Below are 12,694 nucleotides of genomic sequence, written 5' to 3' on the forward strand. Positions count from 1 at the left end.
TCATGCCAAAAACCGCAACATTCGAAAATGCGTTAGCGCATCCAGTTTTTAAAACTATCGCCAAGGCTGCACATAATTTGCAGTTGGAGAGTTATGTAATTGGTGGTTATGTACGCGACTATCTGCTAGAGCGAGGTGATGCAAAGGATATTGACATTGTTGCTGTGGGAAGTGGCATTGAGTTGGCCAAAGAAGTGTCCAATCTGCTTCCGGGAAAGCCAAAGGTTTCCATCTTCAAGAATTACGGTACCGCCATGCTGAAAAGTGGCCCCATAGAAATTGAATTTGTCGGCGCTAGGAAGGAATCGTATAACGAGAATAGTAGAAATCCCGCCGTGGAAGACGGTTCATTGGAAGACGATCAAAAACGCAGGGATTTTACCATCAATGCCTTGGCATTCAGCCTTCAAAAAGAAAATTTTGGATTGTTGCTTGATCCCTTCAATGGATTGGACGACCTCAACAATAAGATCATCCGTACCCCATTGGACCCGGACATTACCTTCAGCGATGATCCCTTGAGAATGCTTAGGGCGATCCGGTTTGCGACGCAGTTGGATTTTCTAATCGAAAAAGCATCTTTGGCGGCGATTACGCGGAATGCGGAACGAATTAATATAATTTCTCAAGAACGTATTGTGGATGAAATCAATAAAATATTGATGACTCCCGTACCTTCAAAAGGGTTTGGACTATTGCTCAAAACTGGGTTATTGCCTCATATCTTTCCCGAATTGGTAGCCTTGCAGGGCATCGAAGAAAAAGAAGGGCAACGCCATAAGGACAACTTTTGGCATACCTTGGAGGTGGTGGACAATATCGCCCAAACTACAGACAACCTATGGCTACGTTGGGCCGCCTTATTGCACGATATAGGAAAGGCACCCACCAAGCGTTTCGATAAAAAAATAGGATGGACCTTTCACGCACACGAATTCGTAGGCTCAAAAATGGTGTACAAATTGTTCAAACGCCTTAAAATGCCATTGAATGAAAAAATGAAATTCGTACAAAAGATGGTACTTATGAGCTCAAGACCCATCGCCCTTGCTTCGGAAGTAACTGATAGTGCCGTACGCCGACTCATATTCGACGCCGGAGAATACGTGGAAGATCTTATGACCCTTTGCGAGGCAGACATCACAACAAAAAACCCAAATAAGTTTAAAAAATATCAAAACAATTTTAAATTAGTACGCGATAAAATTGTGGAAGTGGAAGAACGGGATCATATTCGTAACTTCCAACCTCCGGTAAGTGGTGAGGAAATTATGAAAACATTTGGATTGGATCCATCACGCGAAATTGGAATTATAAAAGACGCCATCAAGGAGGCAATACTAGAAGGAGAAATACCTAATGAATATGAAGCGGCTAGAAAATATATGTTGACCAAAGGCGCAGAACTCAAACTAACACCTGTAAAATAATGTATCGAAAATGGGTTAAAATTTCATTGCTATTTGTTTTCCTAGTAATAATTGCCGGTGCCATGGTACGAATGACGGGTTCCGGTATGGGCTGCCCCGATTGGCCTAAATGTTTTGGCTACTATATCCCACCAACCGATGCGGCGGATCTTGAATGGCAACCCGACAGAAACTTTAAAAAAGGCCAGGTAATTATAAAGGATAATACCCTGCAAGTCGCAGCCTCCTCATTTACGACTTCAGATGCCTTCGACCCATCCAACTGGAATAGATATACCAAACACGATTATGCCACATTTAATGTTTGGCATACATGGATCGAATATATCAACCGACTCTTTGGCGCCTTGTCCGGCCTCGCAATTTTGATCATGGCCATACTTTCCCTTAAAAAATGGAAAAAGCATAAACGTCTCACACTACTTTCATGGTTAGGCGTGGTGTTAATTGTATTTCAAGCTTGGCTTGGAGCCGCTGTAGTGTATTCTGTTTTATCGCCCGTGAAAATTACAATACACATGGTAATGGCCTTGGTGATTGTAGCACTCCTTTTGTATTTATTATTTATTTCGAAGAAGAAACGCAAGAACTACAATGTATCACATGGATATCGGGGCATCTTGCTCATTGCCTTGATATGCAGCTTATTGCAAATAGTGTTGGGTACACAGGTGCGACAATTTGTCGATGAACAGGTAGACCTTTTGGGCTATGAAAACAAATCACAATGGCTATCTGATTCAACCATAACTTTTTATATACATCGAAGTTTCTCCATTCTGGTGGTTATGTTAAACATTGCGGTCTGGTACTTTAATAGAATATATCGCTATGGTTTAAAAATGTTGAACCTAATGATGGCACTCGTCATAGCCGAAATTGTTACAGGTATCTCCATGTATTATTTTGACTTTCCATTCCTGACTCAGCCATTGCATTTAATTTTTGCCTCCTTGTTATTTGCAATTCAATTTTATGTTCTATTAGAGGCATATCAGCAAAGAAATGAGTGGAAAAGTTCGTAGCTTTGTGCCATAGTTAATCCATCATTTCACGTATTATCTAAATTTCAGCAGATGATCTACCGTTTCAGAATAATCCTAGATACCCATGAGGACGTTTTTCGGGATATCGAAATAGAGGCCGCGTCCACCTTAGAGGATTTTCACAACGCTATTACCCAAGCCTTTGGGTTTGCCGGGCAGGAAATGGCCTCCTTTTATACAAGTAACGACCTATGGGAGCAGGAAGAAGAGATCGCCTTATTCGATATGAGCGATGAACCCGGTGGTGCGCGCGTTATGAATGAAACCTTTATTGAGGATGTGGTTTCTGAAGATGAAACCAAACTAATTTACATTTACGATTTCTTGAATATGTGGACCTTTTTAGTGGAACTGGCCGAAATTGTTGAAGCCGAACCGGGAATGAGCTATCCCAACCTCATGTTCGCTCATGGTGTCATCCCAGAAGATGCCCCTGAAAAGGAATTTGTAGCCGAAGAAATGGACGAAGACGACTTTGAAGAAGACTTCGGCCTGGATTCGGAAGATTACGAAAACCTCGACTTTGACGAAAACTGGAATTAGCATTTTTCCAACATCCAACAAACCAATTATCTAATAACCCAAACCTCTAAATGATCAACCTATTTAATACGCATATAGCGTCACTTTCTATTCACCGAGTCGGAAATAAAAGCAAGAACGAACCCATCTTATTATCCTCCCAACCCTATAAAACAGACGATGAGCTTACTCCATTGCTGAAGGAATTTTTTCTGAAACCCTTTCGCGATAAGGAGGAGAATTATTTTCAGTTTGTACACGAGACCGACTTGGAGTTTCACGAATTATTCGCCCTCACTTCGAAGATTTTCGAGGCACCCGAAACAGTGCATGAACTCGGCAAGCAGATCACACAATACTTGTTCGATCAATCCTTGCATCCCCATATTAAAAGTGGGGAGGTGTATATCGCCTATTTGGAGAATATGCAGATCGATAACGAAAAGGTAAATGGTCTGGGCATCTTTAAATCGGAGATCAAGCAGGATTTCTTGCAGTTTTCAGAAAAAGAAAATCAGTTGGAAGCACTACTGCAACAAGGAGTAAACCTAAACCGACTGGATAAGGGCTGCCTTATTTTCAATACCAAGAAAGAAGAAGGATACAAGATTCTTTCGGTAGATAGTAACCGTTATGATGCGCGTTATTGGTTGGAAAGTTTTTTGGGGGTGGATGCTTGCGAAGATGACAATTTCTTTACTAAGAAATACTTGAAATTTTGTCAGGACTTTGCCAAAGATGTGGTATTACCTGCCGAAGACAAGAAGCAAGAAGTCATGTTTATGAATCGCGCCGTAAATCATTTCGCCAAAAACGATACGTTCGAAGAGTCTAACTTTATGAATGAGGTGATCGACAATCCGGACCTGCTACCTGAATTCAGACATTATAAAAGTGAAATGGCCCCCAAATACAGCATTGAAGATCTCACCACCTTCCCTATTGCGAACACCGCCGTAACCGCAGCCAGAAAGAAGATTAAGAATGTCATCAATCTGGATACTAATATTCAAATAAAATTAGATTTCATCAATCCCGAAAGTGCCGAGCGGTTTGTAGAAAAAGGTTGGGACGAAGAAAAGCAGATGTATTATTATTTGATCTATTTCAACAACGAACAAAAGAGCTAGTTAATTAGGGTTTACGCCTTTTTTACGCACTCACTTTGAGGTGGCATTCAGCGAAGTACTGTTATGGTGATGTAACAAAATCTCCATACATTCGTCATACTTTTAACTTTTTAATCAAAAAATCACTTCGTGCATCCTATACTCACTATTAATAATCTCACCAAGAAATTTGGACCTATTACGGCAGTCGATGACTTGTCGTTTACCATTGAAAAAGGAAATGTTTACGGCATCTTAGGCCCCAACGGAAGTGGTAAATCCACGACTCTGGGGATCGTCCTTAATGTTGTGAACACGACCTTAGGCAACTTTCACTGGTTCGATGGAACAGATTCAACGCACAACGCTTTAAAGAAAGTAGGAGCCATTATAGAACGACCTAATTTTTACCCATATATGACAGCGGTTCAGAACTTGGAACTTGTTTGCAAGATCAAGGGAGTCGCAACTACCAAAGTAGAAGAAAAACTGGAAACCGTAGGTCTTTTAGACCGAAAAAATAGTCGGTTCAGTACGTTTTCATTGGGAATGAAGCAGCGTCTTGCCATAGCCTCTGCCTTGTTAAATGATCCTGAAATTCTAATTCTGGATGAACCCACCAACGGGCTCGATCCACAGGGAATCCATCAAATTCGTGAGATTATTAAAAAAATTGCTTCGGAAGGAACTACCATACTGTTGGCATCTCACCTTTTAGACGAAGTAGAAAAGGTATGTTCCCATGTGGTTATTCTTCGGAAAGGAAGAAGCCTCTACACCGGAAGTGTGGATGGTATGAATGCCAGTCACGGATTCTTTATCCTCCAAAGCAAAAATATGGTGGAATTGCAGGCGGCGCTCGAAGGAAACAATTCCTTCGGAAACATTAAAAAAGAAGGTGAGCAGTTAATCGCCTATCTTAATGAACCTATGGATAGCGGTAGCTTAAATCAATTGCTTTTCGAAAAAGGAATCGTCTTATCACATTTGGTAAAGCGGAAAGAAAGTTTGGAAGAACAATTCCTTGAAATCACCAAAAATCAAAACTAAGCGGCTATGTTACGATTACTTCAAATAGAACTCCAAAAACTGAAATACAACAAAGCGGCCAAGGTTATTTCCATTGTCTACTTTGTCCTTATCACCTTTATAGCGCTTATCGCCTCTATCGAATTCAAGTTCGGCGGGATCAATTTCCGAGTGGCAGACCAGGGGATTTTTAACTTTCCGTTTATCTGGCATTTCAATACGTTTATGGGAGCGATCCTAAAGATCTTTTTAGCGATTGTAATCGTTTCGATGATGGCAAACGAATACAGTTACCGTACCTTAAAACAGAACCTTATCGACGGTCTAAGTAAGAAAGAATTCGTGCTTTCCAAGTTTCTTACGGTCATACTGTTTGCTTCAATGTCTACAATTTTCCTATTTATTGTATCGATGCTCCTTGGATTGAGCTTTTCAGATTATAAGGAAATAGGTATCATCTTTAGCGATATGCAGTACATATTGGCTTATTTTATCAAACTAGTGGCCTTCTTTTCCTTCTGCCTATTTCTTGGAGTTTTGGTAAAGCGTTCAGCCTTTGCACTAGGCTTTCTTATTATTTGGTATGTGGTCGAGAAAATCATTTACGGCGTATTAAAGTGGAAGTTTTTTAAGGGGACCGATATTGCCGAACAAGTAACGCAATTCCTACCGCTAGAATCCATGTCGAACCTCATTGGAGAGCCTTTTTCCCGTCTGGGCGCTGTACAATCGGCTGCGAGTCAGTTGGGAGAAGAATTCACCAAGAGTTATGATGTACCGGTACTCGGGATATTCATTGTACTAGCGTGGACTGCTTTGTTTATCTACTGGTCCTTAGTTATCTTAAAACGCAGAGACTTGTAAAATACAATCGGCCTTTCCATTATTGGATGACTGAACCAAATATTCTGTATATTTAACAGTCAATCAAAACGGTATGCGCAGTCGTTATAGTACAATAAGCTTTATTTTGGCAATTTTTTCGTGGGCTCTCACGGCTCAGGATATTTCCTTGTACGAACAATTTAATGGACGCTACGACTACCTTTCCTTTGGCAATACGCTAAACACCGGTGAAAATACAGGACAAGACCCGCCTACTCCCTGTGAGATTCTAACTGAAAGCAGTGCAGATTTTGCCCTGCAACCCGGACAAACACTTGTTGCAGCCTTTCTTTACTGGGCAGGATCCAGTCCTATAGGCGATTATGATATCCTGTTTAATGGAGCACCCATGACCGCCGAAAGGACCTTTACATTAGTACAGAATGGCGGCTTGGTCTATTTTGCGGCTTTCGTCGATATCACATCCTACCTGCAGAGTAACGGTAATGCAAACTATACACTTTCAGAATTTGATATCACAGCCGATATCGATACCTATTGTGGAAATACCACCAACTTTGGCGGTTGGGCCGTCACGGTAATCTATGAAGACCCTGCACTACCTCTCAATCAAGTAAACATTTTTGACGGACTTGAAAGTGTTTCGGGAACCAATCCGGTACTAACCATAGAATTAGACAATCTAAACGTGCTAGACAATACCGGGGCAAAGATTGGCTTTCTTTCCTGGGAAGGCGATGCATCACTCGCAGTCATGGAAACGCTAAAAGTAAATGGAAACATCATTAGTAATCCACCACTTAATCCGCCAGACAACCAATTCAATAGTACCAACAGTTTTACCAATTCCGACCAACTGTATAATATGGATATCGATTTTTACAATATCGAGAGCAATATACAACCGGGAGACATAAGTGCTACGATAGAACTCACCTCGGGTCAGGATTTTGTAATGATCAATAACGTGGTAACGGTTCTTAATACCGAATTACCAGACGCCACCATAGAAATTGACGAGGTGGTTGGTGGCACCGAATGTGGCAACCGAGAGTTGGAAGTAGCCTATACCGTCTATAATGTGAATAGTACTGACGAACTCCCGGCCAATGTCCCAATCGCCTTCTATGCAAATACCACATTAGTAGGACAAGCGGCAACCACCATGGTACTGCCCATTGACGGTTCGGAAAGTGGCACTATAACACTGACAATTCCTGTTGGTATTCTTGCCGATTTTGAATTAAAAGCAGTAGTCGATGACAATGGTTCCGGAATTGGAACAGTTGCCGAACTGCATGAAGATAATAACGAATACCGCCTAGATTTCCACCTGTTGGTCTTTCCTGAAGTCGCCGCAATTTCCAATATAGTACTGTGTGATGTGGTGGGCACCGAAGTCTTCGATCTAACCGAAGCAACCGCGCAAGTCAATCCTATTTATGATATTTCCTATCACGAAACAGAAGATGATGCGAACAACAATACAAACGCCATCCCCAATCCCGAAGCCTACGAAAATATCGAAAATCCTCAAGTAATCTATGTGCGAGTGGCCAACCCCGATTGTTTTGTATTAAGACAATTTACCATAGAGGTGATCCCTTGTCCCCTCCCCGATGCCACTGTTGTAATTGATGACAATCTCAACGCATGTAGACAAAGAGAGCTAAGGGTTATGTATACCGTTTTCAATGTAAAATGCACCGGCCCACTTCCTGCACAAACTCCAATCGCCTTTTATGTAGACGGTGCGCTTGTGGCCATATCTCAAACAGTTACTACTATTCCAATTGGAGGTAATGAGCCCGGAGAAATCGTGCTTTCGATTCCCGATGAAACACAAGATCAGTTTATCATTAGAGCTGTAGTAGATGATATTGGAAACGGCAATGGCATTGTTGAAGAATTAAATGAAAACAATAATGTATTTGATATCGATGTGGAGTTCGAAACCATTCCGCCTATTGGGGAGCTTCCGGACCTACTGGTATGTGATGAAGGGATGAATACGGGAACCTTTGATCTCACCCAACAGCATGAATATATATCCACCAACCCCAACGATGTGATTACCTATTTTACGACCTATGAAAATGCAGTGGCCAATGAGAACCCCATCAGCGATCCGGGCGCTTACGTAAATGGAGCAGATCCACAGCTTATTTTCGTCCGTTTGGAAAATGAGATCTGTTTTACCATAGGAGAGTTCTTATTGACTACGGGGAAATGTCCTCCCTGGATTCCCGATGGCTTTTCACCCAATGGAGATACTATCAACGATGTCTTCGAAATATCCGGATTGTTAGATGTGTTTGAAAATTTCGAATTACAGATCTTTAGCAGGGAGGGGAATCGCATCCATACGGGCCACAATGCAGACGGTTTCTGGGATGGAATTGCAACCGAAGGTTTATTATTCAATGGAAGTTTGGTTCCCGTAGGCACCTACTATTATGTACTTCAGCTAAACAACTCCAAGTTTCCAAATCCATATCTCGGTTTTATATATATCAACTATTGAGAAAACAACGAATATGAAAGAAAACAACGCCTATATTTTAGGAACCGATACGAAAGAACTTCACAGACTGGGCATACAACATCAAGTGTGGGCGGAAGAAGCGCAACGCGGCTGGAGTTTGGCTCAATTTACCGCAGGACAAACCTTGCTGGATCTGGGGTGTGGACCGGGTTTTTGCACTAAGGAATTGGCCTATGTCGTTGGAAGCTCCGGGAAGGTGATTGGAGTGGATCGTTCGGAAGCCTATATAGCACACCTGGAACAGGTAAAAAAACTACATCATTTGAACATTGAGGGTGTACTATCCGATTTTGATACAATGAAGTTAGAGCCCAATAGCCTTGATGGAATGTATTGTCGCTGGGCCCTTGCCTGGCTTTCCAATCCGAAAGAAATTCTGAAAAAGGTGTATCAGGCACTCAAACCTGGGGGTAAAATGGTATTGCATGAGTACTACGACTGGTCTACCCATCAGACCGAACCCAATTATCCGGCCTTGGACAAGGCAATTGCAGCTGCCTTAAAAAGCTTTAAAGATTCAGCCGGAGAGATTGATGTGGGGCGGCAGCTTCCTGAAATGCTTACAGCACTAAACATGCAGGTAACGAGTATCCGACTCATGGCAAAGATCGCCACTCCCCAAAACTTGAATTGGCAATGGCCCAAAACCTTCTATCACAGTTATTATCCTCGTCTGGCAGAAATGGGCTATCTCACTCAGGAAGAAGTGTCTCAAGCGCTGGCTTCGCATAGCAAGCTGGAGCAAACGCCGGGTGCCACACTATGTTGTCCATTGATGGTGGAAGTAATAGCGGAAAAGTAATGTCATGAAACGACAACCATGGACCTCTCATATATTTAATCTGAACATCCACCCCGGATGGGCAGCCAATATCATGGCCCGTGTACAGGATACCGAAATTAGGATTCAGCACTATTGCAAAGACCTCAGCGATACACAGCTATCCTTTCAACCTGAGGGTGGGTGGAGTATCAAAGAACACATTGGACATTTGATCGACCTAGAGATATTGCACCATCAGCGCATTGCAGAATTTGCCATTTTAAAAACGGAACTCTCTGCCGCCGATATGTCCAATGCCCAAACCGAGGCTGCCAATCACAACAGTAAATCTTTTGAAAACCTGTTGAATGCATTCCGAAGTGCCCGAAATGCATTTATAACCGAGTTTGAAGCACTTCCCGAAAGCAGTTTACAACACCAAGCAATGCATCCCCGCCTGAAAGTACCCATGAAGCCGGTAGACCTCCTCTTTTTTGTAGCCGAGCATGATGATCATCATTTGGCTACTATCTTAGCACTGAAGAAAATAGTATAAGATGCACCTATCAGTTCGAGAGATACAACCAACCGATATTGACTTTATAATCCGTTACTGGCTGGAATCTAGTGATGCCCATTTGGTGGGTATGGGCGTAGATCTATCAAAAATACCCGCCAGGCAAACACTTCAACAAAACCTAAGGGAGCAGCTTAACACCCCGATGGAAGCAAAAAAGGCGTATGCGTTAATTTGGGAATTGAACAGACAACCCATTGGCCATTGCAATGTCAATCGGATCGTCTTTGGAAAAGAGGCCTATATGCATTTACACCTGTGGGAAGGACAGCATCGACAAAAAGGCATGGGAAGCCTACTCATGAAAAAATCATTGCCCTTCTTCTTCGAAAACCTAGAATTGAAAATACTTTTTTGTGAACCCTATGCCCTCAACCCGGCACCAAATAGAGCACTTGAAAAAATAGGTTTCAAATTTGAAAAAACCCATACCACCACCCCCGGATCCCTTAATTTTAAACAAGAAGTGAATCTTTGGAAGCTGGACAAAACTGACTATGAAAAAATTTTACAGAAGCCTGTGTAAAATTCCTTTTGCAGAGCTTATTGGGATTAGGTATCTTGGACCCAACACTAAATGCAACCAATGGGATTCCTTAGAAAAGTAGATAAAGTGCTAGCCGCCATGGGAAACAGCCGCGCCATGGAACGCTTGCATGTAGACAAGGTTACCGAAGCAAAGAGTATTGAAATTGAGGGAACGGCTTTGGCTTCGTCAGAACAGGGGCAGCTTTTCGGTGGAATTCAAGAGTTAAATGGTTACCTCTTTCTGGAAACCGTTATTGTTAGTGGCACTAAGATTAAGACTTTTGATGGGGGCCGACTCACTTTTATAAGCGATACCGGTAATTTTGAATTGCCTTCCGATACGCAGGAGATCGATTCAGAATATTCTAACGTATCTCGTCGTTTTATGACGCAAATCAGTTTTGACATAACAGAAGCGGAGATCGAACGCATCAAGAACAAGGATTTTACTGAAGTACATTTCGATTGGAAAAAGAAATCACTTCGCTTTGACCGTGCCAATTAACTCATAAATTTCTCTTCCGTTTACCATTTACCAAGCTAATCACTTTATAAATTTTAGTAAATTTATAGTCTAGTGACTTTCACAAATACCATATGGGATAGGCTGCCGTTAAATATCTAGAGGAGAAATAAGACATGAAAACAATCTTAGGAATACTTTTCATTGTATTGAGCATCCATCAACTGATGGCCCATCCGGGCATTGGTATTGTGATGGATGGCGAGGGAAGTGTATTCTATACCGATCTATCACATGTTTGGAAAATAGCAGCCGACGGAACTCATACAATAGCTGTTGAAGATGTACATACGCACGAATTATACCTAGATCAATACGACAACCTATACGGTGAACATGTTTGGTACGAAGGAGAAGCCACAGATAAATGGGGAAGTTATGTATGGTGCCTAAGTAGTTCCGGAGTCCTTGAACAAACCATCCCTCCTACCGAAGGATTTCTATCCAATAATACCCTAGTGCGCGATGCCGATTCGAATATGTATTGGCCGGAAAAATTAGGAGATCATGAGGTTTTAAAAAAAGAGACACCTCAGGGTGAGATCACCTTACACACCAACTCCAAATTCAAAGACATTCGCTGGATGTATTATGCTGAAAGCAATGCGTATTTATACGTCATTGACCATCTGAATTTGAAAAAAGTAAACCCTAAGGGAGAAGTAAGCCTCGTAGCTGATAATTTATACGAAGGGAAATCCTCCTTCGAAAATGTGGGCGACCACCACTATCTTATGGGAATGTGGACAGACACAATGCAAAATACATATGTTGCAGCATACGGAGCTCAAAAAGTAAAAAAAATTAGCCCGAATGGAACGGTTGAAACCGTATTCGAGTCGGATAGATTCTGGTCTCCGGCCGGGGGTTTAGTCGCTCCTGATGGTACTATGTGGATTATGGAATTTTCAGCAAGAAATAAAACGAGGGTGAGGAAGATCAATCCCGACGGAAGGGACATCGTATTTCAGAAAAAAGAATAATGTAATACTGAGAACAGAATTAGATGCAATTTTCAATTTTTGACCTACATAGTACACAAATAGCAAAAAAAATTGTTCGTTGCCCTCCTATTTCCTTTGATCTGCATGCGATTTACCGGAAGACGAATGCTAAACAAAAAAACAGAGGTGATATTAGTCATATATTTCTAAGATTTTAGGTAGTAATTTTATTTCTAAACTTGAAATAACCCGAACATGAAAGCTCAAAAAAAAATTACTGCATGGCCTCGTATGCTACTGGGACTCTTTTTAATTGTATACGCCCTTAATCAGTTTTTTCAAATTCTACCCACAAGTTATGGTACAATGCCCGAAAACACCGAAAACTTTTTGGATGCAGTGGTAGTTTATTTACCGGTCTTGTATATTTTTGAAATTCTGATAGGTCTTTTATTAATCTTTAATAAATGGACTCCGTTTTTGATTATTGTACTTTTCCCCCTCTCTATTACCTTTTTGATCTTTGTGATTTCAAATTGCGACATATCAAAAATGTGGCCCGCCTTTATTGTTGCCTTATTAAATATCTGGTTGCTCTGGATGCATCGTGGAAAATACAAGCCGCTATTTTCATAATTTCACACAAAAATAGGAAGGAATTCCCGGCATTAGTCATGGAGGGGCCATTGCATACATCGCTCGAGATACAGACGCAATCCTTACTGCGGAAATAGGATGAGTCTTGGAGAGTAGGTGGTAAACGAAGCAGGATTTATCATCCGTATTGCGGTAGCTGTGCTACAAATGTCCGGGTGAGCTGCTACTCCCGAAG

The 12,694-nt window shown here is 41.6% G+C and carries 13 protein-coding genes; all 13 read left to right on the forward strand.

Features of this window, described 5'->3' with window-relative positions; translation table 11 throughout:
• Positions 1-2: 2 nt before the first annotated feature.
• Positions 3-1,430 carry an HD domain-containing protein gene (locus K8F54_RS00175; RefSeq protein WP_290785333.1) on the forward strand — a complete coding sequence of 476 codons (1,428 nt, stop codon included), beginning with the start codon at positions 3-5 and terminating at the stop codon, positions 1,428-1,430.
• Positions 1,430-2,455 (forward strand): COX15/CtaA family protein, encoded by a 1,026-nt coding sequence (locus tag K8F54_RS00180; RefSeq protein ID WP_290785336.1) that lies wholly within the window; start codon positions 1,430-1,432, stop codon positions 2,453-2,455. Before K8F54_RS00175 ends, K8F54_RS00180 begins: the two co-directional genes overlap by 1 nt.
• A gap of 51 nt (positions 2,456-2,506) precedes the next feature.
• On the forward strand, positions 2,507-3,019 hold the full coding sequence (locus tag K8F54_RS00185; protein WP_290785339.1) for a hypothetical protein: 513 nt from the start codon (positions 2,507-2,509) through the stop codon (positions 3,017-3,019).
• Between the two features lie 50 nt (positions 3,020-3,069).
• Positions 3,070-4,128: a nucleoid-associated protein gene (locus K8F54_RS00190; protein WP_290785342.1), complete on the forward strand. Its 1,059-nt coding sequence runs from the start codon at positions 3,070-3,072 to the stop codon at positions 4,126-4,128.
• A gap of 129 nt (positions 4,129-4,257) precedes the next feature.
• A complete protein-coding gene (locus K8F54_RS00195; protein ID WP_290785345.1) occupies positions 4,258-5,157 on the forward strand; it encodes an ABC transporter ATP-binding protein in 900 nt (299 codons plus the stop codon).
• Positions 5,158-5,163: 6 nt separating this feature from the next.
• On the forward strand, positions 5,164-6,000 hold the full coding sequence (locus K8F54_RS00200; protein ID WP_290785348.1) for an ABC transporter permease: 837 nt from the start codon (positions 5,164-5,166) through the stop codon (positions 5,998-6,000).
• A gap of 106 nt (positions 6,001-6,106) precedes the next feature.
• Positions 6,107-8,506 carry a gliding motility-associated C-terminal domain-containing protein gene (locus K8F54_RS00205; protein ID WP_290785351.1) on the forward strand — a complete coding sequence of 800 codons (2,400 nt, stop codon included), beginning with the start codon at positions 6,107-6,109 and terminating at the stop codon, positions 8,504-8,506.
• Positions 8,507-8,519: 13 nt separating this feature from the next.
• Positions 8,520-9,329: a methyltransferase domain-containing protein gene (locus tag K8F54_RS00210; RefSeq protein ID WP_290785353.1), complete on the forward strand. Its 810-nt coding sequence runs from the start codon at positions 8,520-8,522 to the stop codon at positions 9,327-9,329.
• Positions 9,330-9,333: 4 nt separating this feature from the next.
• Positions 9,334-9,846: a DinB family protein gene (locus K8F54_RS00215; RefSeq protein ID WP_290785356.1), complete on the forward strand. Its 513-nt coding sequence runs from the start codon at positions 9,334-9,336 to the stop codon at positions 9,844-9,846.
• A 1-nt stretch (position 9,847) separates the two neighbouring features.
• The gene (locus tag K8F54_RS00220; protein WP_290785359.1) at positions 9,848-10,393 is read left to right on the forward strand and encodes a GNAT family protein; all 546 of its coding nucleotides are present in this window, start codon (positions 9,848-9,850) and stop codon (positions 10,391-10,393) included.
• A 60-nt stretch (positions 10,394-10,453) separates the two neighbouring features.
• Positions 10,454-10,900 carry a hypothetical protein gene (locus K8F54_RS00225; protein ID WP_290785362.1) on the forward strand — a complete coding sequence of 149 codons (447 nt, stop codon included), beginning with the start codon at positions 10,454-10,456 and terminating at the stop codon, positions 10,898-10,900.
• Positions 10,901-11,034: 134 nt separating this feature from the next.
• On the forward strand, positions 11,035-11,901 hold the full coding sequence (locus K8F54_RS00230) for a hypothetical protein (RefSeq protein WP_290785365.1): 867 nt from the start codon (positions 11,035-11,037) through the stop codon (positions 11,899-11,901).
• Between the two features lie 216 nt (positions 11,902-12,117).
• The gene (locus K8F54_RS00235) at positions 12,118-12,498 is read left to right on the forward strand and encodes a DoxX protein (RefSeq protein ID WP_290785368.1); all 381 of its coding nucleotides are present in this window, start codon (positions 12,118-12,120) and stop codon (positions 12,496-12,498) included.
• The last annotated feature ends 196 nt before the right edge of the window (positions 12,499-12,694 follow it).

It is taken from the genome of Altibacter sp. (assembly GCF_019913785.1).
GTDB lineage: Bacteria > Bacteroidota > Bacteroidia > Flavobacteriales > Flavobacteriaceae > Altibacter.